We start from the raw sequence: 23,780 nt of genomic DNA, 5'->3' as shown, positions 1-23,780 counted from the left end.
GCAAGGGCCGGCTCAATCCACCCTAACGGCTGGCCGCCCGAGGTCGTCTCCTCGCCATCGGAGGCCCAGGCCGCGTCAGCCGACCCCTGCGGCGTCCATGCCGCGCAGCTCCTTCTTCAGGTCCCCGATCTCGTCGCGCAGTCGGGCCGCCACCTCGAACTGCAGCTCGGCAGCGGACGCGTGCATCTGGTCGGTGAGCTGCTGGATCAGGTCGGCCAGTTCGGCGCGCGGCATCCCGGCCAGGTCGGTGGAGTGCCGGCCGACGTCGACGCCCCGGCCACCTCCCCGGACCGGCCCCCTTCCCCGCGACTGGCTGCGGCCGGAGCCGATCAGCTGCTCGGTGTCGGCGTCCTCCCTGGCCAGCAGCTCGGTGATGTCGCTAATCCGCTTGCGCAACGGCTGCGGGTCGAGGCCGCGCTCGGTGTTGTAGGCGACCTGCTTGGCCCGGCGCCGGTTGGTCTCGTCGATCGCGTGCTGCATGGACGGGGTGATCTGGTCGGCGTACATGTGCACCTGGCCGGAGACGTTGCGGGCCGCCCGGCCGATGGTCTGGATCAGCGACGTCCCCGACCGCAGGAACCCCTCCTTGTCGGCGTCCAGGATGGACACCAAGGACACCTCGGGCAGGTCCAGACCCTCGCGCAGCAGGTTGATGCCCACGAGGACGTCGAACTCGCCTTGCCGCAGCTCGCGCAGCAGCTCCACCCGGCGCAGCGTGTCGACCTCGGAGTGCAGGTACCGCACCCGGATGCCCAGCTCGAGCAGGTAGTCGGTGAGGTCCTCCGCCATCTTCTTGGTCAGCGTGGTGACGAGCACCCGCTCGTCCCGTTCGGCCCGCTCTCTGATCTCGTGCACGAGGTCGTCGATCTGGCCCTTCGTGGGCTTGACCACGACCTCGGGGTCGACCAGTCCGGTGGGCCGGATGATCTGCTCGACCACCCCGTGGCCACGGCCGAGCTCGTAGGGGCCGGGGGTCGCCGACAGGTAGACCGTCTGCCCGACCCGCTCAACGAACTCCTCCCAGCGCAGCGGCCGGTTGTCCATGGCGCTGGGCAGCCGGAAGCCGTGGTCGACCAGGTTGCGCTTGCGGGACATGTCCCCCTCGTACATGCCCCCGATCTGTGGCACGGTCACGTGCGACTCGTCGATGACCATCAGGAAGTCCTCGGGGAAGTAGTCGAGCAGGGTGTTCGGTGGCGTGCCGGGCGCGCGGCCGTCGATGTGCCGGCTGTAGTTCTCGATCCCGGAGCAGCTGCCGACCTGCCGCATCATCTCCACGTCGTACGACGTACGCATCCGCAGCCGCTGCGCCTCCAGCAGCTTCCCCTGCCGCTCCAGCTCGGCCAGCCGCTCCGCAGCCTCCGCCTCGATGCCGGCGATCGCCCGCTCCATGCGCTCCGGCCCGGCGATGTAGTGGGACGCCGGGAAGACGTACAGCTCCTCGTCCTCGGTCACCACCTCGCCGGTGAGCGGGTGCAGGGTCATCAGCCGCTCGATCTCGTCGCCGAACATCTCGATCCGAACGGCTCGCTCCTCGTACACCGGGAAGATCTCGATCGTGTCGCCACGCACCCGGAAGGTGCCCCGGGTGAACGCGATGTCGTTGCGGGTGTACTGAATGTCCACGAACCGGCGCAGCAGCTGGTCCCGGTCGAACTCCTGGCCGACCCGCAGCCGCACCATCCGGTCGACGTACTCCTGCGGGGTGCCCAGGCCGTAGATGCACGACACCGAGGCCACCACGATGACGTCGCGCCTGGTGAGCAGGCTGTTCGTGGCCGAGTGCCGCAGCCGCTCCACCTCGTCGTTGATCGAGGAGTCCTTCTCGATGTAGGTGTCGGTCTGCGGGATGTACGCCTCGGGCTGGTAGTAGTCGTAGTACGAGACGAAGTACTCGACCGCGTTGTTGGGCAGCAGCTCGCGGAACTCGTTGGCCAGCTGGGCCGCGAGGGTCTTGTTCGGGGCCATCACCAGGGTCGGCCGCTGCAGCCGCTCCACCAGCCAGGCCGTGGTCGCGGACTTGCCGGTGCCGGTGGCCCCGAGGAGCACGACGTCGCGCTCCCCCGCGCGGACCCGCCGCTCGAGCTCGTCGATGGCGGCGGGCTGGTCGCCGGACGGCGAGAACTCGGAGATCACCTGGAACGGGGCCACCCGGCGCTGCAGGTCGGTCACGGGGCGCATGGGTCCACGGTAGGGGGCGGGTCCGACAACCGCCCAGGGCCGTCCGCCGCCGACGCCTATCATGGTGAAGGTGGCTGGTGCGTCCCTCCCGCGGCACCGCCGTACCCACCCCTGGTGGCCGGCCGGGCGGCACCGTGTGCGCACCGACCCCTACTCCCGCTGGGTCGTCCCGCTGGTCGTCGCCGCCGGCATCATGGTCGTCGTCTTCAGTCTGCTGGTCGTCGACGCCCTGGTGAGCACCTGAGCGGGCGGCCGTGCGGTCAGGCCAGCCGTGAGGTGACCTCCACCCAGAGCTCGGCCACTTGCACCTCGAGGTCAGCGAACGTCCCGGCGTTGTCGATGACGACGTCGGCGACGGCGGCCCGCTCGGCCGGGGTCGCCTGCGCGGCGATCCTGGCACCGGCGTCCTCGGCGCTGAACCCCCGGTGCTCGACCAGCCGGTCCACCCGCACGTCCTCGGGCGCCTCGACCACGACGACCATGTCGTAGCGCGCCGCGTAGCCCTTCTCCACGAGCAGCGGGACGTCGTGGACGACGACGGCGTCCGGTGGGACCGATGCGAGCAGGTCCTGGGTCCGCTGGGCCACCAGCGGGTGGACCACGGCCTCGAGCCGCCGCCTGGCCCGCTCGTCGCCGAACACCAGGCGCGCCATGGCGGCCCGGTCCAGCGCCCCGTCTGCGGTCAGCACCTCGGAGCCGAACTGCGCGACGACCTCGGCGAGACCCGAGGTGCCCGGTTCGACCACCTCGCGGGCGATCCGGTCAGCGTCGATGAGCACCGCACCGTAGGTCATGAGCAGGCGGGCCACCTCGCTCTTGCCGGCCCCGATCCCGCCAGTGAGCCCGATCGTCAGCACGGTTCGAAGCGTAGACGGAGAACGTGCTGCGGCCCCGCACCCGGTGGGGTGCGGGGCCGCAGCCAGCCAGTCCGCTGGATCAGGACTCGCCGGTCAGCTTCTCGCGCAGCGCGGCCAGCGCCTCGTCCGACGCGAGGGTGCCAGCGGCCTCCTCGGCGTCGTCGCTGCCCTCGGAGGAGTAGGCCGACGGCGCCTCGGTGGTGGCCTCGGCGTCGCTGCGACGGGCCTCCTCGACCTGCACCTTGTGCGCCTCGAACCGCTCCTGGGCCGCGGCGTACTGCTTCTCCCACTCGGCCTGCTGCGTCTCGTAGCCGGGCAGCCACTCGCCGGTCTCCGGGTCGAAGCCGTCGGGGTAAATGTAGTTGCCCTGCTCGTCGTAGTTCGCCGCCATGCCGTACATGGTCGGGTCGAACTCCACGGCCTCGCCGATGGTGCCCTCGTTGGCCTGCTTCAGGGACAGGCTGATCCGGCGCCGCTCGAGGTCGATGTCGATGACCTTGACGAAGATGTCGTTGGCGACCTGGACGACCTGCTCAGGGATCTCCACGTGGCGCTCGGCCAGCTCGGAGATGTGGACCAGGCCCTCGATGCCCTCGTCCACCCGGACGAACGCGCCGAACGGCACCAGCTTGGTGACCTTGCCGGGGACGACCTGGCCGATCTGGTGGGTCCGGGCGAACTGCTGCCAGGGGTCCTCCTGCGTCGCCTTGAGCGACAGCGAGACCCGCTCGCGGTCCATGTCTACGTCGAGGACCTCGACGGTGACCTCCTGGCCGACCTCGACGACCTCGGACGGGTGGTCGATGTGCTTCCAGGACAGCTCGGAGACGTGCACCAGACCGTCGACGCCGCCGAGGTCCACGAACGCACCGAAGTTGACGATCGAGGAGACGACGCCGCTGCGCACCTGACCCTTCTGCAGCGTGGTGAGGAAGTTCTGCCGCACCGCGGACTGGGTCTGCTCCAGCCACGCCCGGCGGGACAGCACGACGTTGTTGCGGTTCTTGTCCAGCTCGATGATCTTGGCCTCGAGCTCCTTGCCGACGTACGGCTGGAGGTCGCGCACCCGGCGCATCTCGACCAGGGACGCCGGCAGGAAGCCGCGCAGCCCGATGTCGAGGATCAGGCCGCCCTTGACCACCTCGATGACGGTGCCGGTGACGACGCCGTCCTCCTCCTTGAGCTGCTCGATCGTGCCCCAGGCGCGCTCGTACTGGGCGCGCTTCTTGGACAGGATCAGCCGGCCCTCCTTGTCCTCCTTCTGCAGGACCAGGGCCTCGATCTCGTCACCGACCTTGACGACCTCGTTGGGGTCGACGTCGTGCTTGATCGAGAGCTCGCGGGAGGGGATGACACCCTCCGTCTTGTAACCGATGTCGAGCAGGACTTCGTCACGGTCCACCTTGACGATGACTCCCTCGACGATGTCGCCGTCGTTGAAGTACTTGATGGTCAGGTCGATCGCGGCGAGGAAGTCCTCCGCGGAGCCGATGTCGTTCACGGCTACCTGCGGCGTCGCGGTCGGGACGGCGACGGTGTCGGCGGTGCTTGCGGTCATAGGGGTAGGGACTCCGATGCGGACAGATGGTCGAACGGCGCGCAGAGGGCCCGTGGATCGACGTGCCGGGACCCGGTCAGGGAGGACTGGGGAGACGCATCGAGCGCGAGCCTGCTCGGTCCGAGGTCGCGCAGGCCCACAACGCAGCGGACAGTCTACGTTTGCGCAGGTGGGAGGGTCAATCGAGCGCCGGCCGGCTGGGACGGACGAGTCCCGGCGGGCCAGCCGGTCCTGGTGGGACGCCGAGGCGGACGCCTACCAGGCCGAGCATGGCAGCTTCTTGGGCGACGTGCGCTTCGTCTGGGGCCCCGAGGGGCTGGATGAGGCGGACGCCGGGCTGCTCGGCCCGGTGGGCGGACGGCGGGTCCTCGAGGTGGGCAGCGGGGCCGCCTCGGGAGCCCGCTGGCTGGTCGCGTCGGGGGCCCGTGCCGTGGCGACTGACCTGTCGGGCGGGCAGCTGGCCCACGCGGCCCGGCTGTCGGCGTCCACCGGCGTCCCGGTGCCGCTGGTGCAGGCGGACGCCTGCGCGCTGCCGTTCGCCGTGGCGTCGTTCGACGTCGCCTGCTCGGCCTACGGGGCGGTACCGTTCGTCGCAGACCCGACCGCCCTGCACCGCGAGGTGGCCAGGGTGCTGAGCCCGGGTGGGCGCTGGGTGTTCTCGGTGACCCATCCGCTGCGCTGGGCGCTGCCGGACTCCCCCGGTCCCGAGGGCCTGGTGGTGCGGCACTCGTACTTCGACCGGGCGCCCTACGTCGAGCAGGACGACGCCGGGCGAGCGACCTACGTGGAGCACCACCGCACGCTCGGCGACAGGGTGCGCGAGCTCGTGGCCGCCGGGTTCGAGCTGGTGGACCTGGTCGAGCCGGAGTGGCCGGCGTCGAACAGCTCGACCTGGGGCGGCTGGAGCCCCCTACGCGGCGCGCTGGTCCCTGGGACGGCGATCTTCGTGTGCGTCACTCGGTAGCGGCCCAGACCGGGCGCTGCAGCTTATGAAGGTGGGCGGCCGCACTCACGGGACCCCGGCACCTGCCACGAGTTTGGGCTCCATCCACCGCCATACTAGACGCGCACCCTCGGTGGTCCAGTGCAGTCCATCGGTGCGCAGCTGGACCCCGTCGACTGAGGCCTGGTAGCCGTGGGCGCACAGCAGGCTCCCCACGTCGACCACCGTGACGGCGGGGAAGTACGACGCCGCGGTCTCGACCGCGCGGTTGGTCGCCGCGATGCGGCCGGGATCGTTGACCACCGGTGGGTAACGCCCCCACTGGAACAGCGTGCTGGCCGGGATGTCGACGTTCGGCACGTCGTGGCAGTGGTCGAGGACGACGGCGGCGTGGGGCATGGAGTGGAGGATCTCGGCGAGCACCGTGCGGTAGTCGGCGACCGTCAGCGTCATCCACTCCGGGTCGGTGTAGGGCACCGCTCGCCCATCCACCCACCGGTCGTACTGCTCCCAGCTGCCTGCGAACAGCACCCCAAGGTCACCAGCCGCATTCGCGATCTCGGACCCTCGCGCCTTGGCCCAGTCGTCGCAGAGCGGCTCCTGCGGGCTCACTGGCTGCCCGCCCACAACGGAGACGTAGGGGACGACTCCACAACCGAGCCGGGTCACGAGGCGGACCGTGAGAGTGCTCGAAGGATCGTCCTTGATTCCCGCGTACAGGCTCAGGGCCTGCGAGTCCCCAACCAGCACGACGGACCGAATGGCCGTACCCTTTGGGCTGGGCGGCGCCGCCTGAGGAGCAGTGCTGGGAAGGCTCGCGGCGACCTTCGCCAGCGCATCTATCGAGTCGGACGAGGGCACGGCCTTGCCCGGCAAAGGGACCAGCACGGCGAGGATGACGACCGCCGCGGAGATGTCCAGAAGCGCCTCGGCCGGCATGGGACCCAGCTGCGGCAACGAGCCCCGCCGGACCGGACGCTCGACCAGCAGGTATGAGCCGGTGGCGGCGGCCAACGTCACGAGGATCCGCAGGACCAGCAGCGGCGCTGCGCTCAGCCCGGTCCGCTGCGCGTCGAGGACCACGTACACCGGCCAGTGCCAGAGGTACACCCCGTACGAGATGGTGCCCAGGAGGACCAGCGGGCGCCAGCCCAGCCAACGGGTCGGACCGCTGGCGTCCGGTTCCGCGGCGACCCCGACGACCACGAGTACCGAAGCAGTTGCCACGAGAAGCAGCCCGCCCTGATACAGCCACGCGGACTCCGGCCGGGCGAGGACGAGCAGTGGCACCAGGACCGCGAATCCTGGTAGCGAGACCGACCGATACCAGGCGCCCCGGTGCCCCCCCGGCTCGTGGTCCCAGACCCGGTGGCCGATCAAGCTGGCAGCGAGGGCGCCCACGAGAATGGCCTGCAGCCGCGTGTCCGTGCCGTAGTACAACCGCGTCAGGCTGGCGCCATGAGCCTGGAGGACCATCGTCAGCAGGGCAGAGCCGGCCACGCCCAGGCCGAGAATCCATGGCAGGTACCGCCGCCCGAGGGGCCGCGAGAGGACGAACAGGGCGATCAGCGGGAAGACGAGGTACCACTGTTCCTCGATGGCCAGGGACCAGGTGTGGAGCAGGGGCGACGGACCGGCGTATTGGTCGACGTAGGACTGTCCGGTGAGGATGAAGCGCCAGTTAGAGACGTAGACCAGTGTCGCGATCGCATCGCCGCGCACGCGTTGCCCCCACACGACACCGGCGAGAGGCAGCACCCACATCACGACGACCAGCAGGACCCCGAGCGCCGGGAGGAGCCGTCGCGCCCGGCGAGCCCAGAATCGGCCCAGATCCAGCCGACCGGTGACCTCGTGCTCGCGGAGCAGCAGCGAGGTGATGAGAAAGCCGGAGAGCACGAAGAACAGGTCGACCCCGAGGAATCCGCCCTGGGTCCACGGCACGTCCCCGTGGTAGAGCAGGACGGCAAGCACGGCCAGAGCCCGCACGCCGTCCAGGGCAGGCCGATGCGGGAGCGTGCGTTCTGCCAACCCGGCTCCTCTTGTCCACCCGAGGCAAGGAGACTATCCCGGTAGCGAAGGGCGGCTGGTGCCTTGCCATGAATCCCCATCAGGGAAATAGGTCAGCTCAGCGACGGTGGAGCCACGTGTAGTCCCCGGCGCTGCCCTGAGAGATGAAGTCGCCCACAAATCATGATCCGGAGCGGGCTCGGACTTCGGACCCGTGACCGAGGCTCTACGTCCCCGGTGGGGGCCCAGGTAGATCGGGGCTCGCGGGACGTGGTTCGTTGAGCAAAGCAGTCAGGTTTGTAGCGGCCTCGGTCTGGGCCGTGCTGCCGGGGCTGTCCTTCGGACCGGTCGGACCGGCATGAGCGGCGCCCCCCTGGCGACCGAGGGCGAAGTAGAGACCGAGCAGCAGCAGTACCAGCCCAAGGATCAAACAGATGAGGGGCAGGGTGCTCCCAATCAGGTTGATCTTGTTCGCGCCGCTCTTCGCGGCGTCGACTGAACCTCGGACGTTCTCGGGGGTGAATGACAACGTGGCATCGAGCAGAACCAGCTGGTCGGTGCCGTCAGAGCCACGCAGAGTCTGCCGCTGGTGCTCCGTGCCGTTGACGACTGACCCCGTCGTCGGCTCGACCCAAACCGTCCGCTCGTTCGTGTAGAACCGCGGGGCCTTAACTGAGGGCTGGTCCGGCTGGCCGACGAGTGAGCCCGGAACCTCAAGCGTCGCGTATTGCGTTGGCGGGATTGTCTGGCTGAACTTGTAGACCTTGAGTCCTTGGAGGGTCGCGGTGCCCTTGAACTCGATCGTGACCGGTTTGCCGAGAGTGGAGTCGAAATAGGGGTAGGACTTCTGAGCCACGTTGAACGGGAACTTGAACGGCACCATGCCGGTGAAGTCGGTGATCGGCGTACCGGACAGGTTAGCGTTGCAGCAGTTGATCATGTCGGACGTGTGCCCGTCGAAGGCGTACCGCGACGTTGATGCGTCGACGAGTCCGTCCGGGGCCGAGATCTGGCTCACAGGCGAGGCGTTGACGCTTTGGAAGACCTCGAAAACAGTTCGGTTGTCGGCCCCGTGGCTCGCGGCAACGTCGGTCCGGTACCGGCTCGTCGAGACCAACGACACGTTGGTGACCGACTTGAGTGCGCCCGCGTCGAACAGCGTGGCAGCCATACCCGCAGAGGGCGAGAGGCTGACACCACCGTCACACAGCGTGGTGCCCGTGCAGGCCAGTGGGGTCACCTCCGCGCGTGGAGCGACGTACCACTTGAGCAGAGGCGCAATGACCAACAGCAATGCGCCCAGACCGACTAGCACCAGTCCCAGGGTCTTCCGCACCGTGACCCACCTCCGATGGCCTTCGCTCCCGCCTCGCTGGTGACCGTATCGGAACTGAGCAGACTCGGTGGCGACTTCGCGGTTGCTCGCCGCGGAATCTCCGCTACCCTGGGCCCCCGGCCGGCGGCCCGCCCCGGGAAACGGCACGGTGATGAGCTGAGTACCGATGACACTCCTCGCCTTCCCGCTCACGGCGCGGGAAGGCGCACCCACAGACAGGGCCGACGTCCGGCTGACCGGGATTCGGCGGCCGCACGTCCTCGCGCTCGCCACAGGGCTGATCGCTATCCAGCTGGGGGTCCACGCCTGGCTCTCGCTGCGCGGCTCCCTCTACAGCGACGACTTCGCCCTCCAGAGCCTTGTCTCGGTCCCAGGCCGGAGTGGTCCCGGGTTCCTCCTTGACCAGCACGACGGTCACCTCATGCCGGGTGGCTTGGCGATCGCCTGGCTCACGACCAGGCTCGCGCCCCTGGCGCCGATCGCGCTCACGATCGAGCTGCTGGTCCTGCAGGCCGCAGTGTCCGCGCTGGTGCTGTGGCTGCTGGTCAGAGCCTTCGGCGCCCGTCCGCTGATCCTTGTGCCGCTTGGGCTGTTCCTCTTCTCCCCGCTCACCCTCCCGTCCGGTCTCTGGTGGGCAGCCGCGGTGAACATCCTTCCCATGGAGGCGGCCTTTGCCGTCGCCCTGGGCATGCACCTGTCCTACCTGAGGACGGAGCGGCTGACGTATCTCGGCGGCCAGGTCGGGGCCGTGGCGGTCAGTCTGGTCTTCTTCGAGAAGTCCTTACTGATCATCGTGGGCGTCGTGCTGGCCACGCTCGTCGTTGCGCCAGGTTCCCGTGCCACCGGCACTTCCTGGATCGGCAGCCTCTGGCGGTTCAGGTGGCTGTGGCGCGCCTACGCCGTCCTCGCCGTGGCCTACGTCGTCGTCTACCTGTCCTTGAGCGATCGCCCAAGCATGCTCGGAGACCCCCAGAAGGTGCTCCTCGAGCTCGTGGTACGTGGCCTTGGCCAGGCGGTGGTGCCCGCCGCTGTGGGCGGGCCAGTGGACTGGGTACCCACTGGCAACGGCAGCGCCATCGTGAACCCCCCTGTCTGGTTGATGGTCTCTGCCGCCGGAGCCGTGACCGTCGTCGTGCTGGCGACGTCGGCCATCCGCATGAGGGCGCGCCGAGCTTGGCTTGCAGCGGCGGCCTACGTCCTCGTTGACCTGTTCGTCATCCAGGTGGGCCGGGGGGCGGCCCCGTTCGCGCCGCTGCTCCCACTGGCGCTGCGGTACACGGCCGACGGCGCCGTCTTCGTCGCCCTGATGCTCGGGCTGGTCCTGATGCCCCTCCGAGGGGAAGTGGAGCAGGAGGCCGTCGCCGTCACCCGTCGAGTCCTTGCCCGTAACCCGGCGCAGACAACCGCGGTGGCCACCGTCACAGCTGCGACCTTCCTGCTGCTTTGTCTGGCGTCAAGCATGGCTTATGGCCATATCTGGTCGACAACGAACACCTCGAAGCCGTGGCTGGTGAACATGAAGCGGAGCCTCGAGGCAGCCCCCCAAGCCGTGGGGCTGCTTCCCCAAACCGTCCCGGACTTTGTCCTCTTCCCGTTGTCATACCCGGACAACCTCACCTCACGAGTGTTCGCTGCGTATCCCAACCGCCCACCCTTCACGGCCCAAACCTCCCGGCTTCAGGTTTTCGATCAGGATGGGGTGCTCAGACCTGGCGCGGTCAGCGGGACCGAAGCTGCTGCGCCGCCGCTCCCCGGGTGCTGGCGGATTGCGGACGGCGCCGGCCTCGTCCGCCTTGCGGCCTCAGCCGTCAATTGGCAGCACACCCTTCACCTCGCCTATATGGACGGGTCCAGCACCGATGGAACGGTGCAGCTAGGTTCAGGTCCCGCGGTCCCGGTGCGTTTCGAACGCGGGCTCCACGACGTCTACGTCGTGCTCGCGGGCGGCGGCGACCAGTTGAACGTCACGTTGCAGGACCCCGCAGCCGTAATGTGCATCGGAGCCGCGCAAGTCGGACAGGCTGAGGTCGTGATAGGTCCATGACCATCGCCACTCTCCCCCCCAGCGCAAGGGACATCCCGCTCACACGTCTCCCTGCGCTGGACGCGATGCGCGTCGTGGCAGCGACCGCGGTACTCAGCACCCACGCCGCGTTCCAGACCGGGACCGCTGCTCGCGGGCCGGTTGGGGCGGTGCTCGCACGGATGGACTGCGGCGTGGCCGTCTTCTTCGTCCTCTCTGGGTTCCTGCTCTACCGCCCGTGGGCCGTCGCCGCCCAGTTCGACGCCCGCCGGCCGAAAGCCTCCGCGTACCTGTTGCATCGGGCCCTGCGAATCCTCCCGGCCTACTGGCTGGTCGTCGTCGTGGCCCTCACCCTGATGCCGGCCAACATCGCGGCAACCCCCCGACAGTGGGTCGCCCAGCTCCTCCTCGTTCAGATCTACGCTCCCGGCCTGCTCTCGGAGGGGCTGACCCAGATGTGGAGCCTGGCCACAGAAGTGGCCTTCTACCTGATCCTGCCGCTGCTCGCGCTCGCGATCACGACCGTCGGGCGCGTCGTGGGCCAGCTGCGCGCCGTGATCGCCGGCTCGATCGTCATGCTCGTTGTGGGGATCTACTGGCAGATCCTCTCGCACAGTGCCGGCCGACCCTCGTACTGGTCCTTCTGGTTGCCCGGTTACCTGGCCTGGTTCGGCGCAGGGATGCTGCTCGCTGCCCTTGTCGAACGGTTGCTTGCGCCAGGAGAGCTGCCGTCATGGGGGTCTACGTTGAGGTCACTGGCAGCGTCACCGGGTACCTGCTGGGCGACCGCAGGAGCGCTCCTGCTGCTGGCCGCCACCCCGATCGCGGGGCCGCGAGCGTTCGAGGCGGCCCAGACGCCCGGAGCAGCCGTGGTGAAGAACCTCCTCTACCTCGTCATCGCTGTCCTGGTGGTCCTTCCAGCGGCGCTACCCTCGGAACGGCCGGGGCTGTTCCTGCGGATCACGAGTGGCGGCGTCGCGCACCGCCTGGGTGAGGTCTCCTACGGCATGTTCCTGTGGCACCTCATCCTGTTGTCTACGGCCTTCCAGGTCCTTGGCCTGCATGAGTTCGCTGGGGGGTTCCTCGCCGTGTTCGCCCTCACTTGGACCTGGACGGTCGCGGTCTCGTTCACCAGCTGGTCGATCCTCGAGCGACCCTTCCTGCGGTTGAAACGCAGGGTTCCGCTCTGACCGAAACGCTAAGCCGCCCGCCACGGCCGCGAGGGAGACGAGACAGAGGCCCTGGGGCAGCGCCGAGTTACCGATGTACGGGGAGCTCCCGCCCCACGGGGCGGACAACAGGACAAGCCCCGCCGCCGTGGCGGTCGCAGCCGCCACCGCCGGAAGAAGCCAGCGGGCTACCGCCGGCCACCACCGCGCCGTTGCGGCGGCAAGGAAGGCGGTGAACGCTGCCGGCCACCATCCCAGAGTGGCCATCAGCACACAGGCGACCAGGACCGCAACCGGGGTCGCGAGCCGGTTGCTTGAGTTCCGTGGGGCGGTCTCACCGCCTCTCGCAGGGGCCACAGCGGCGGAGACGAGCAGGATCGCGGCGAGCAGCCCCCCCAGCAGGCCGAGCCTGTAGGCGTGATCCGGGCCGAAGGTCATCGTGACGGACGTGGCCGGACCGGCCGGTAGGACGTAGCCCTGGCGCCACCCGTCAACGGTCACGGCGACCAGTGGCCGTCCTCCCGCCGTAGCGCGCCAGCCAGGATTCGCGTTCTGGGAGAAGGCCAGCAGCGTCGCGGAGGGTCGCGCTGCCACATCGATGCTGCGGCTCGCCGGCGAGTCGACGGTAACCCGGGCGGCGATCGTAGGGACCACGACGTCCACGGCTGGCCCCAGGACTACCTGCCGCGCCGTCCACAGGTCGGTCGAGTGAAGCTCGATCCGGCTCGTTGGACCGACCTCGGCCGTAGATCGCGGGCCACAGGGGGTCAGCGCCATCGGCCGCAGCGCGATGAGGTCACCCACTGTTGTCATGCCCTGGGTCCGGACGGCCAACCCGTCGACGATGACCGAGGGCGTGCTGCCGCACGGCAACTGCACCTGTCGCTGGAGGTCGACCGGCTGTCGAAGGTCCTCGGCACCGCCGAGAGTCAGCTCGGAGACTCCCACCGGCAGCGGTGACGTGATGTTGTCGTACGGGTTGTGGGACTGCCTTTGCTGCGCCGCCACCAAGGAGATTGACAGGCTGTCGACGACCACCGGACGAGGCAGCACGACGAGGCCGTCCGGGGGGACGGGGGCGTCTGCAATGAGCCCGGGCGCGCTGATGTGGACAGCCGTTGGAGGCGAGGCAGCCAGAGACGGGTCGACGTCAAGCCGCAACCATGAGATCTCGCGCTTCTCCGGCAGGGTGAGATCCAGCGTCGGCCTAGCGTCGTCGGTCGCAGCTACCCAGCCGGTGGTCGGGTCCGCGTCGGACGCTGATTGCGCGCGACCTGCGGGATCGCTCACCGAGGCGGAGCTCGAGGTCACCCGGATCCCGGGGTACGCCAGGTCGATCAACCTGTCCAGCGCGGCGCCTGGATGCGGCAGCACGACGGCGTGCACCGGCAGCGTCTCACGGTCCGTGCCGACCTCGACGGTACGGTCCAGTCCGAGTTCGTCCTCACCTGGGGCCTCGAGGCCGGAGGCGCACCAGGAGCGCCCCTGCGATCGAGGGCACCCGTTGACTGCACCATCTGCCGTCGTGAGCACGATGGCCGCCGCCAGAGAGCCTGGCGGAGCGGGGGAGGTCACCAGGGTGCGCTGCACCTGGACGCCGGGCACGTCGATCTCCCGGATCGCGAACGAGCGAAGGCCGCCGCCACCGCTCTCGGCGGACAACGTGATGCGAAGCGCCTTCGTGGGCGCCAGATCCGGGAGCTGGACGGTCCCCTGCGGGTTGTCGACATTGACGACGTACCGCTGGCTGTCGCCGGAGACAACCACTTGGGTCGGTACTGATCCCGAGGGATCCGTGCCAAGCTGCAATGTGCTCCCACGCACGTCGGTCGCGAACGGGAAGGTCAGCTGCAGCCACTGCCCGATTGCCGTCGTTGCGGGAGCCGAGACCCACTGGGTGACACCAGAACCGTCCACTCCGGCGTAGGGCTGCTCGTATGGGCGCGCCCCGCCGACGGTGTAGACGTCTGCCGCGGACGAGGACGCAGACACCTGCGCGAACAGGTATCTCGCAGTGGTCCGGGGGCCGGAACCTGGTGGGAAGTAGTCGGGAACGACGCCCAAGGAGCGACTCGGCTCGGTGGGGGTGAGCGTCGCTGATGCCGAGTTGTCGATCTGGCCGAAGTTGCGCGCACGCCGCCGAAGGCCATCCGTGACGACGGTAGGCCCGACGGCCCCACCAGCAGTGGCGCCGACGATTCTGGTCGGCGTGCCCTGGAACACAGAGCCGTCGTCAAGCGAAAGCAGCGACTCGGGTCCCCCAACCACCCGTGGGGAGTCCGCGAGCGGCACAGCCTTCACGGCGGCGACCGGGACGGTCACCTGGTACACCTCGAGCGCGTTGTAAGGGCGATCCAGCGACTGGTCCTCAGTGACGGCACCATCCTGCGTGCCACCAACCAGCGGGCCGAAAGCGGCGACTCGTGCCAGACCGGGCGAGTCGTCGATCGCCTGATGGACGAGGACGGGTCGCGGCGCGTCGGCCTGACCGTAGGCGAGATCGTTCCGAACAAGGAGGAACGCGATCCCGGCGCGGGCGAGGTACGTGGCCAGTCCGGCAGAACCAACACCCGTGGCGAGCCGTTGCTGGACAGCGTCCAGCATTCGAATCGTGCCAGCCGGTGTCAGCGGAACTGCACTTCGAACAACCCAGTCGTCGCGGCTCAGCGCTTGGAGCGGGTCGTCCTGCGTCGTCCCCCAGGTGAACACCGCGAAGGACGACCCTGGAACCACCAAAACGCTGCCCTGGCTGGCCCGCTGGTCCAGCCAGCCCGCCGCCTGCTGTTCGTACGTGGGGATCCCGGCGTAGCTGCCGGGGGGCACCAGCGAACCGTCCACGGCCGGCAGGACGAACCCGACTCCGGCCAGGGCAAGAAGCAGCAGCGAGCCCGCAGCGGCAGGGCGCGGGAATGCCACGCTCGGGGAGCGAGCCGCGGCAGCGGAGGTGACGAGCCCAACCACGTGTGCGAGGGAGAGCGCCAGGGGTAGCGTCACGAGCGGCTGGAACTTGTGCACGTTGCGGAAGGCGGCCAGCGCACCGTCCAGGAGCCGGTTCTCCAACCCGGCGAACGGCGGTGCCAGGGCACCGAGGTGCCCGAAGGTGACCGCTACCGCGCCGATGAGGACACCGAGCACGAGCCAGCGGCGTTCCGGTAGATCACGCCGGGCGAGACCGTACAGGCCGAGGGCGGCGACAAGGGCCGTGTCCAGGACCGCAAGCTGACTGGTCGCGAACCACCATCCTGCGGGCCGCTGCGGGCCGTAGGGACCCGTCAACAGCGAGAGCCAGTTCGAATTGCCCCGAAGGGTCTCGACCAGCGACGTGGCCGCGGTGGCGACGTGGGCGTTCTCGATCCAGTCGAGGAAGGGCGGGCTGTAGCGGCCGAGCAGGATGAGAGGCACCACCCACCAGACGACGGCCAGCGCGACGGCGAGCAGCCACCAGCCCATCAGCGCCCGCCGTCGCTGGCCTCGCTCACGGGTGAGCAGGAACAGGAGCGGCAGTGGCAGCACCGACAGGGTCGCGGAGGCGTTCACCCCTCCCATGCACAACACCGCCACCCCGCTGCGCATGGCGGCCTTGCGCGGTGAGCCGTACCGGGTGCCTACGGCTAGCGGGGCCACGACCCACGGCAGGAGCACCATCGGGAGCAGTTCCACCGAGATCGGCCCGACGTCACCGGCCATCCGCGGGGCGAACGCGTAGAACAGGCCGGCCGCCGCCAGCGACCACGGTGTGCCGATACCGAGCACACGGCCGAGCCGGACGACCCCGAGGTAGGCGACGCAGAGAAGGAGTGCCCACCAAAGGCGCTGCAACTCCCAGGCAGCGACGCCGAACCAGCGCCCGACCAGGAAGAACGGTCCCATCGGGAAGAGGTAGCCGTAGGCCTGGTCCTGCGCCTGTCCCAGATAGCCGTGGGGGTCCCACATGTGCAGCGACCTTGTGAGCAGGCCGAGCGGATTCGCGGTCAAGTCGACCTTGGTGTCCGGGACCACCTGCCCGGGATCCTGGGCGAACGTGAGAGCCGCGAGAAGAGCGCAGATCGCCGCGTGTCGGGTCCACCAGACGACGCGCATGTGCACCGGCTGCGGCCCAAGGGTCACCTGATGGTCCCCCGAGAGCATCGCCGCGGGGAGCGGCGGGTAGCGGTGCGCGCGAGCATCCCCCGACCCTAACCGAGGGACTTCTCGCTTCCAGGCCATCCGGAGACTCGAAGTGGTCTACGTTCGTTCCCACCGGAAGCGGGCCGGCGAAGGGCAGGAGGTCGGGGACGATGCAGCGCCTGACCCCCGTCAGCGCCGCCCGGGCGCCGCATGTCGCTTTCCTGAACTGGCGCGACACGGACAATCCGGAAGGCGGAGGTTCCGAGCGCTACGTGGAAAGGGTCGCCGCCTCGCTGGTCCAGGCCGGGTATCGGGTGACGATCGTCTGCGCCGCTCACCGCAATGCGCCCGACGACGAGGTGCGAGACGGAGTGCGGTTCGTCCGTCGAGGCAGCAAGCTCGGCGTATACCCAGCGGCCGCGACCGCGATCGCCACTCACCGGCTCGGTCACGTGGACGTCGTGGTTGACGTGCAGAACGGGGTGCCCTTCCTCAGCCGCCTCGTGACCCGCCGGCCGGTGATCGTGCTCGTCCATCACGTGCACCGTGAGCAGTGGCCGATCGTCTACGGCCGCGTTCGGGCCCGGATCGGCTGGTGGGTCGAGTCCTGGCTCGCCCCCAGGATCTACCGGAACTGTCAGTACGTCGCCGTATCAGAGGTGACCAAACGCGAGCTCGCCGAATTGGGGATCCGCGCGGAACGGGTGGCAGTGGTTCACAACGGCACCGAGGAAGTCCCGATCCGACCCGTCGAGCGATCCCCCGTCCCCACCCTCATCGTTCTGGGAAGACTGGTGCCACATAAGCGGGTTGAGCACTGTCTTCAGGCGGTCGCGGAGCTCCGGACGACAATGCCGGGCATCCGACTCGTGGTTGTCGGTGACGGCTGGTGGTCAGACCGGCTCAACGCGGAGGCGCAACGGCTCGGCGTGGATGACCTGACGGAGTTCACTGGCTTCGTCAACGAGAAGCGCAAGCACGAGCTGTTGGCCCAATCCTGGGTGCTCGCCTTGCCTTCGCTCAAGGAGGGATGGGGTTTGGCCGTCGTCGAGGCAGCCACTCACGGCACCCCCTCGGTCGCGTATCACAGCGCTGGGGGGGTCGCCGAGTCCATCGTCGACGGCGTGACCGGCGTCCTGGTCGACGACGACGTCCGCGCATTCACCGATACGCTGCACCAGCTCTTGACCGACCGGGACCTGCGGGAATCGCTCGGCGCCGCGGCCCGAGATCGTGCCAAGTCCTTCACCTGGGTTCAGACGGCTGAGTCGTTCGGGATCGTCCTGAACGCGGCGCTGAGCGGCACCCGCCGGGTCGCCGCGACAGATCCTCGCGTCAGCGTCAGCACAGCTCAACGACTGCCGTAGACCACCAGCGGCGCGCTCACCGTCGACGGGGCGCTGTTTTGGATCAACGTGGCGCCGGTGAACGTGGCCACGACGGCCAAAACGACTCCGACGGCCAACGAGACTGCCAACCCCGCAACCGTACCCATGAGCGATTCTCCCGAATGTCAAGGCTTCCCGTACCCGCTCTTTCGCACGATAGCAGCGCCGAGACGCGACGACGGCCGAACCAGCCAGAACCGCGCCAGCAAGACGACCGAAGCGGCGACGGTGAGCAGCACGATCAGATCGACTGAGGCCACGAGCCAGGACTCCCGCGGCCAGCCGCCACCTGTCGCTGGGCCGATCCGATAGAGGGCGATCGTTGGCCCATCGAAGACCAGGACACCCTGCTGGAGCAGTGCGGGATCGACGACCCCGGGGGTCCCCTTCTCTACGAGGAACCAACCGACCCCCAAAAGGCGAAGGTCGGGCACCCGGTGCTGACTGAGCAGCGCTCCCACGCGAGCGGACCGGGGATCATCCGTCGGCACCGTGAGCCCACCGACGGCCAGGCTGCCGTCCAGCACCACTTCTCGCGTCATGAACCGTGGGGCCGGGTCGTACACGGTCCGTCGACCGTTCCACGAGAACTGTCGGTACGGCTGCCAGGGCAGAGCGACGACGTCGCCACCCTGCGGGTCATTGGCGAGGATGGAGCGAACCTGTCGCCAGTCCGCTGGATAGTGAACCGGATCGAGGCGCCCCAGCCCTCCCCACGCAAGGTCTGGAAGCACCACGATGGGCAGCAGGAGGAGCCCGCCGAGGACCACGGTCCGGACCGCCGGTTCGGCCAAGCGTTGGACCAACCGAGCCAGGCCGAGCGGCGCTGCGACGGCCAGGACGAGAGCGAGCGGAGCGACCAGCCGCTGCCCATCGCGGAGAAGACCGGCCCCCGGCAGGGATACTACGGCCCAGCGCAGGACCTCGGAAGAGCCTGGAACGGCGCCTGCCGCTGCCAGGACGGTACCGAGAACTGCTGCAGCGAGCAGACCCGCCGCTGCGCCACCCCATCCCCTGCGCAGCCAGTCCCAGCCCGCAATCGCCAGCGCCGGCCACAGCAGTGCGGCAGCCAGCGCAACGACAGACCCCCGGGACGCCGGGACGACATCGGCATCCCAGATCCCGCCCAGACCAATGAGGCTTCCGACAGTGCCGAGCGGCAGCTCCGCCCGTGAGGCGAAGGCATCGACGCCACCAGCCGAGCCGGCACCAGTCGCGCCGTGCAGCGCTCCGGGAAGCCACCACGGGGCATTGACTAGCACCCACACCCCCACGAGCCGCCCGGTGTCACGGAGCCGGCCCGGTATCCCAGGCCAGGCCAGCACCGACAGTGAGGTGAGCGCGCTGATCAATCCGCCTCCGGGAGTCACTGCGGACACAGCCAGCAGCGGCACGATGGACGCCCAAGCCCTGCTTCGTCCAGCTCGCAGCGACAGGAGGGAGCGAATCAGCCAGGGCAGGGCGGCGTAGGCAACGAGCAGGCTCCAGTGACCGATGAACAGGCGCTCGGCCACATAGGGATTCCACAGGTAGAGCGTTGCGGCAAGGCACCTGACGAGTGTGGAGCCGGACGGCACCAGCACGCCCGCCCCCCACCCAGCGAAGAAGAGCGTGAGCAGGAGAGCGGCCTTCTCCACCACCTGGCCCGAAACCACCGTCGTCAGCACGGAGACGACCGCGTCGACGGGCACTGCGCGCGGCAGCGCAGAGCCGACGCCCAGGGAGTCCGGAAGGAGGCTCTGGCGAGGGGTGAACACCATGTCGTGCGTGAGCACATAGCCGCGTCGAAGAGTGGGCGCAAGGATCGCGAGCGTCAGTAGGAGGACCCAGCTGAGGAGCAGGTAGCTCGGCCGGCTCCTCAACCCCCTGCGCAGCATCGCTGCCAAACCTCCTCGGCCGAGGAGCCAGTGAGGCTACCGTGTCCTCGATTGTGCGCTGCACTGTAGTCCGGCGTTCGATGATCTCGCGGCGCCCTTGGCGGGGAGGCACCTTCGGGTGGGTCGAACCAGATCAACCATGTGGGCTCGAGCTGCCAGAGTGACGACGTCGACTCACGTTGTCCGTGAGGGCGTGGCCATCGCTGCAGTCGTCACTCTTGCGAACGTATCGGCCTACGGCCTGAACATCATCGCGGCACGGCGCCTCGGACCGGCTGGGTTCGGTGCGCTCGCGTCGCTGTTGGGCTTGATCGTCATCGGGTACGTCGCGTCGACGTCTGTCCAGACGGTGACCACGCGGAGGGTGGTTCAGGCACGGCTGGCCGCGAGACCCTCCGAGTCTGGGCGGCTGGCTCTTATGGCCATTGTGGCCTCGATCGCCATCGGGATCGTCGCCGTCGCGGCCGCCCGCCCGCTACAGGCGTTCCTACACCTGCCATCCCCCACACCGGTCGCGCTTCTCGCAGCGACGTTGGTACCTCTCACATGGACCGGCTACGTCCTCGGGCTGGCCCAAGGGGAGGAAGACTTCGGACTGCTGGCCGTACTGCTCCTGCTCACTGCCGGTGGCAGGCTCGGAGGGGCGATTGCGGGGGTCTTGGCCACGCCCACCCTGATCGGCGTGACAGCATTCATGGCCGTCGGAACGTCCCTGAGCGCCGTGGCCGCCACTTTCATGGTCAGAAGTGGCGTCGGGAGGCCGCGCAGGCCTGCCGTTGGCGTCCGCGAGACCGCGCACGCCGTGCACTCGATGCTGGCCTTCCTGGTGCTGTCGAACCTCGACCTGCTGCTCGCCCGGCACTTCCTCAGCGCGGACCAGGCAGGCAAGTACGGTGTGGGATCGGTCATCACCAAGGTCGCATTCTGGCTGCCTCAGTTCGTCGTCGTGCTTGCGTTGCCCCGGATGAGCGACCTGGCCCGCCGGGAGTCGACACTGCGCATCTCGGTTGTCCTGGTCGCCGCCAGCGGTGTCCTGGTCACGTTGGGTGTGGCCGCGACCGGCGGGCTCGCCGTCCTGCTGGTCGGAGGTCACGGGTACTCGGGTCTCGACGGCTACGCCTGGATGTTCGCCCTGCTGGGGTCATGCTTCAGCCTCGCCCAGCTCCTCCTGTTCGGCCGGCTTGCCCGCCGGGACCGCTGGGCCGTTCTGGGCCTCTGGGCGGCCGTGGGGGTTGAGAGCCTGGTGGTTGCCTGGCGGGCCCACGGCTCGCCGGTCGAGGTGGTCACCGCCGCGCTGGCAACGACAGGGTTGTTGCTCCTTTTTGCCCTTGCCTTCGAACGTGGGCAGCAAAGGACGGGCTCGGTACGTCTGCCCCTGTCGTGAGCACTCATCGAACGTGCCTGGTACTGCGAGAACTCCGCGTCGCCTAGGCCGGCCTCCAGCGACCCGGCACGGCGAACCCGAGCTCAGCTGCCCGACCTTGGGGCGGCGCCTCCATCCATCAGTGCGCGGCGTCGTCCCAGGTGCGGCCGTAGCCGACCGACACGTCGAGTGGTGCCCGCAGCGGGTAGGAACCGGCCATCTCGGCCCGGACCAGCACCTCGACCTCGGGCTGCTCCGCGTCGGTGACCTCGAGCACCAGCTCGTCGTGCACCTGCAGCAGGACCCGAGAGGCGAGCCCGGCGGCGCGCAGCCCGTCGTCGACGCGCAGCATGGCGACCTTGATGATGTCCGCGGCCGAGCCCTGGATCGGCGCGTTGAGCGCCATCCGCTCGGCCATCTCGCGCCGTTGCCGGTTGTCGGAGGTGAGGTCGGGCAGGTAGCGCCGCCGTCCCATGATCGTCTCGGTGTACCCCGTGCGGCGGGCCTCGTCGACGACGTCGTGCAGGTAGGCGCGCACGCCGCCGAAGCGCTCGAAGTACTCATCCATGAGGCCGCGCGCCTCGTCCGGGGTGACGCCGAGCTGCTGGGACAGCCCGTAGGCGGACAGCCCGTAGGCCAGCCCGTACGACATCGCCTTGATCCGGCCGCGCATCACCGGGGTCACCTCGGACGCCGGCACCGAGAACACCCGCGACGCGACGGTGGTGTGCAGGTCCTCCCCGGAGGCGAACGCGGCGATCAGGCCCTCGTCGCCGGACAGGTGCGCCATGATCCGCATCTCGACCTGGCTGTAGTCGGCGGTCATCAGCGAGTCGAAGCCGGGCCCCACGACGAACGCCTGCCGGATCCGGCGTCCCTCGTCGGTGCGGATCGGGATGTTCTGCAGGTTCGGGTCGGTCGAGGACAGCCGCCCGGTCGCCGCCACGGTCTGGTTGAACGTGGTGTGGATCCGGCCGTCGTCGGAGACCGACTTCTGCAGCCCCTCCACCGTCACCAGCAGCTTGGACATGTCCCGGTGCCGCAGCAGGTGCTCCAGCAGTGGGTGCCCGGTCTGCGCGAACAGCCCCTGCAGCGCGTCGGCGTCCGTGGTGTACCCGGTCTTGATCCGCTTGGTCTTGGGCAGCCCGAGCTCGTCGAACAAGATCCCCTGCAGCTGTTTGGGCGACCCGAGGTTGAACTCCCGCCCCACCACCGCGTACGCCGCCTGGGCGGCGGCCTTCACCTCGCCGGCGAAGTGGGCCTCGAGATGGGCTAGGTGGTCGGCATCCACGGCGATGCCGACGTGCTCCAGGTCGGCCAACACCCGTACGAGCGGCAGCTCGACGTCGCGCAGCAGCGGGGTCTGCCCCTTTGCCTGCAGCTCGGCGTCCAGCACGTCCGCGAGGGCCATCACCGCAGCGGCCCGCACGCCCAGCACCTCGACGGACGCGGCCTCCTCCGCGCCGTCGAAGGAGAGCTGGCCGGTGCCCTCGTCGTCGGCGCGCAGCTCGCGCTTGAGGAAGCGCAGTGACAAGTCGGCGAGGTCGAACGTGCGCTGGCCGGGGAGCACCAGGTAGGCCGACAGCGCGGTGTCGCTGGTCACCCCCTGCAGGTCGTAGCCGCGGGCGCGCAGCGCCAGCAGTGGCCCCTTGGCGTCGTGCAGGGCCTTCGGGGCGGTCGGGTCGGCGCACCAGGCTGCGAACGCCCGGTCGTCGGCCTCGGACAGCTCGGCCGGCTCGAACCAGGCCGCGCTGCCGTCGGCGGCGGCCACCGCGACGGCCGATACTTCCCCGGTCCCTCTCCCCCAGGTCCCGTGGACGGCGACCCCGCAGCGCTGGGCGTTGGCGGCGTGCGAGCCCAGCCAGGCGGCGAGCTCCCCGGGCGGGAGCGCCGAAACCGTGACCTCGACGCCGGACTCCGCTTCCGGCTCGGTCGACGTGAGGGTCTGGTAGAGGCGGTCGCGCAGCACCCGGAACTGCAGGGCGTCGAACACCTTGTGGACGGCGTCCCGGTCCCATGGGCGAAGCGCCAGGTCCAGCGGCCCCAGGTCCAGGGGGACGTCGCGGACCAGCTCGGTCAGCCGACGGTTGCGCTCGACCTCGGCCAGGTGCGCCCGCAGCGACTCCCCCGCCTTGCCGGGCACCTCGTCCACCCGGTCGATCAGCTCCGCGAGCGAGCCGAACTCGCGGACCCACTTCGCCGCCGTCTTGTCGCCGACCCCCGGGATGCTCGGCAGGTTGTCGCTGGGGTCGCCGCGGAGGGCGGCGAAGTCGGGGTACTGAGTCGGCGTGAGGCCGTACCGCTCCTCGACCGCAGCCGGGGTCATCCGGGCCAGGTCGGAGACCCCCTTGCGGGGATACAGGACGGTGGTCCGCTCGCTGACCAGCTGGAACGCGTCCCGGTCACCGGAGACGATGTCGACCTCGAACCCGGCGGCCTCCGCCTGGCTGGTCAAGGTGGCGATCACGTCGTCCGCCTCGAACCCGTCGACCTGGAGCACCGGGACGTTCAGCGCGCCCAGCACCTCCTGGATCAGGCTCACCTGCCCCTTGAAGTCGTCTGGAGTCGCACTGCGGGTGGCCTTGTACTCGGGGTACTCCTCGCTGCGGAACGTCTGCCGGGAGACGTCGAAGGCCACCGCGAGGTGGGTGGGCCGCTCATCGCGCAGCGCGTTGATCAGCATGGAGGTGAAGCCGTAGACGGCATTCGTCGGCTGGCCGGTCGTCGTCGAGAAGTTCTCGACCGGCAGCGCGTAGAACGCCCGGTAGGCCAGCGAGTGCCCGTCGAGCAGCAGCAGCCGCGGCCGCTCGGTCGACCGGTCGGCGGTGGTCATTGGTAGTCAGGGGCGCAGGAGCCGCGTAGCGGCCCTGGTTCCCCATCCCCCTTTCAAACCGTGCGTGCGGTTTTCCCGCACACGGCTTATCGACGGTCTTCCGAACATGGTTACGCGGCCTTCGGGTAACGGATG

The 23,780-nt window shown here is 69.3% G+C and carries 14 protein-coding genes and 1 pseudogene; 6 read left to right on the top strand and 9 right to left on the bottom strand.

The features are described from left to right. Positions 1–75: 75 nt before the first annotated feature. On the bottom strand, positions 76–2,181 hold the full coding sequence (gene uvrB / locus VIM19_20760) for an excinuclease ABC subunit UvrB (protein HEY5187267.1): 2,106 nt from the start codon (positions 2,179–2,181) through the stop codon (positions 76–78). Between the two features lie 70 nt (positions 2,182–2,251). Here uvrB and VIM19_20755 point away from each other — a divergent pair, with 70 nt between their 5' ends. Next, positions 2,252–2,425 carry a hypothetical protein gene (locus VIM19_20755; protein HEY5187266.1) on the top strand — a complete coding sequence of 58 codons (174 nt, stop codon included), beginning with the start codon at positions 2,252–2,254 and terminating at the stop codon, positions 2,423–2,425. 16 nt (positions 2,426–2,441) lie between these two features. Here VIM19_20755 and coaE read toward each other — a convergent pair whose 3' ends face one another. Next, positions 2,442–3,038, bottom strand: coding sequence for a dephospho-CoA kinase (coaE, locus tag VIM19_20750; GenBank protein HEY5187265.1), 597 nt, complete (start codon positions 3,036–3,038; stop codon positions 2,442–2,444). Between the two features lie 79 nt (positions 3,039–3,117). Beyond that, complete coding sequence (gene rpsA, locus VIM19_20745) at positions 3,118–4,596, bottom strand: 30S ribosomal protein S1 (protein ID HEY5187264.1); 1,479 nt, start codon at positions 4,594–4,596, stop codon at positions 3,118–3,120. 169 nt (positions 4,597–4,765) lie between these two features. Between rpsA and VIM19_20740 the strand changes: the two genes are divergently transcribed. Then, a complete protein-coding gene (locus VIM19_20740) occupies positions 4,766–5,560 on the top strand; it encodes a methyltransferase domain-containing protein (GenBank protein ID HEY5187263.1) in 795 nt (264 codons plus the stop codon). Positions 5,561–5,605: 45 nt separating this feature from the next. On the opposite strand, the gene VIM19_20735 is transcribed toward VIM19_20740, so the two are convergent. Continuing rightward, complete coding sequence (locus VIM19_20735; protein ID HEY5187262.1) at positions 5,606–7,570, bottom strand: acyltransferase family protein; 1,965 nt, start codon at positions 7,568–7,570, stop codon at positions 5,606–5,608. 205 nt (positions 7,571–7,775) lie between these two features. Beyond that, complete coding sequence (locus VIM19_20730) at positions 7,776–8,885, bottom strand: DUF3068 domain-containing protein (GenBank protein HEY5187261.1); 1,110 nt, start codon at positions 8,883–8,885, stop codon at positions 7,776–7,778. A 433-nt stretch (positions 8,886–9,318) separates the two neighbouring features. On the opposite strand from VIM19_20730, the gene VIM19_20725 reads away from it, so the two are divergent. Both VIM19_20725 and VIM19_20720 read left to right on the top strand, forming a co-directional pair. Next, positions 9,319–10,929 carry a hypothetical protein gene (locus VIM19_20725; protein ID HEY5187260.1) on the top strand — a complete coding sequence of 537 codons (1,611 nt, stop codon included), beginning with the start codon at positions 9,319–9,321 and terminating at the stop codon, positions 10,927–10,929. Next, the gene (locus VIM19_20720) at positions 10,926–12,098 is read left to right on the top strand and encodes an acyltransferase (protein HEY5187259.1); all 1,173 of its coding nucleotides are present in this window, start codon (positions 10,926–10,928) and stop codon (positions 12,096–12,098) included. The genes VIM19_20725 and VIM19_20720 overlap by 4 nt, the downstream gene beginning before the upstream one ends. A gap of 2,052 nt (positions 12,099–14,150) precedes the next feature. Here the strand turns inward: VIM19_20720 and VIM19_20715 are convergent. Next, positions 14,151–16,157: pseudogene (locus VIM19_20715) on the bottom strand (alpha-(1->3)-arabinofuranosyltransferase family protein). 197 nt (positions 16,158–16,354) lie between these two features. Between VIM19_20715 and VIM19_20710 the strand changes: the two are divergent. Then, a complete protein-coding gene (locus tag VIM19_20710) occupies positions 16,355–17,551 on the top strand; it encodes a glycosyltransferase family 4 protein (protein HEY5187258.1) in 1,197 nt (398 codons plus the stop codon). On the opposite strand, the gene VIM19_20705 is transcribed toward VIM19_20710, so the two are convergent. Together VIM19_20705 and VIM19_20700 are read right to left on the bottom strand one after the other, a co-directional pair. Further along, on the bottom strand, positions 17,536–17,661 hold the full coding sequence (locus VIM19_20705; protein ID HEY5187257.1) for a hypothetical protein: 126 nt from the start codon (positions 17,659–17,661) through the stop codon (positions 17,536–17,538). The two genes, VIM19_20710 and VIM19_20705, sit on opposite strands and share 16 nt — an antisense overlap. Positions 17,662–17,697: 36 nt before the next feature. After that, positions 17,698–19,449: a hypothetical protein gene (locus VIM19_20700; protein HEY5187256.1), complete on the bottom strand. Its 1,752-nt coding sequence runs from the start codon at positions 19,447–19,449 to the stop codon at positions 17,698–17,700. A gap of 427 nt (positions 19,450–19,876) precedes the next feature. Between VIM19_20700 and VIM19_20695 the strand changes: the two genes are divergently transcribed. After that, entirely contained in the window at positions 19,877–20,833 is a 957-nt protein-coding gene (locus tag VIM19_20695; GenBank protein HEY5187255.1) for a hypothetical protein, read from the top strand. A 118-nt stretch (positions 20,834–20,951) separates the two neighbouring features. Here the strand turns inward: VIM19_20695 and polA are convergent, their stop codons facing one another. Further along, positions 20,952–23,645, bottom strand: coding sequence for a DNA polymerase I (gene polA / locus VIM19_20690; GenBank protein ID HEY5187254.1), 2,694 nt, complete (start codon positions 23,643–23,645; stop codon positions 20,952–20,954). Positions 23,646–23,780: the final 135 nt, after the last annotated feature.

The sequence above is a fragment of the Actinomycetes bacterium genome (assembly GCA_036510875.1).
Lineage (GTDB): Bacteria > Actinomycetota > Actinomycetes > Prado026 > Prado026 > DATCDE01.
This window is presented reverse-complemented; position numbering and strand designations above follow the sequence as displayed.

Bases quoted from the DNA above. Each gene is read 5' to 3' on its own strand.
- VIM19_20700 (HEY5187256.1), bottom strand. From the start codon at position 19,449: ATGCTGCGCAGGGGGTTGAGGAGCCGGCCGAGCTACCTGCTCCTCAGC.
- rpsA (HEY5187264.1), bottom strand. From the start codon at position 4,596: ATGACCGCAAGCACCGCCGACACCGTCGCCGTCCCGACCGCGACGCCG.
- VIM19_20710 (HEY5187258.1), top strand. From the start codon at position 16,355: ATGCAGCGCCTGACCCCCGTCAGCGCCGCCCGGGCGCCGCATGTCGCT.
- uvrB (HEY5187267.1), bottom strand. From the start codon at position 2,181: ATGCGCCCCGTGACCGACCTGCAGCGCCGGGTGGCCCCGTTCCAGGTG.
- VIM19_20720 (HEY5187259.1), top strand. From the start codon at position 10,926: ATGACCATCGCCACTCTCCCCCCCAGCGCAAGGGACATCCCGCTCACA.
- polA (HEY5187254.1), bottom strand. From the start codon at position 23,645: ATGACCACCGCCGACCGGTCGACCGAGCGGCCGCGGCTGCTGCTGCTC.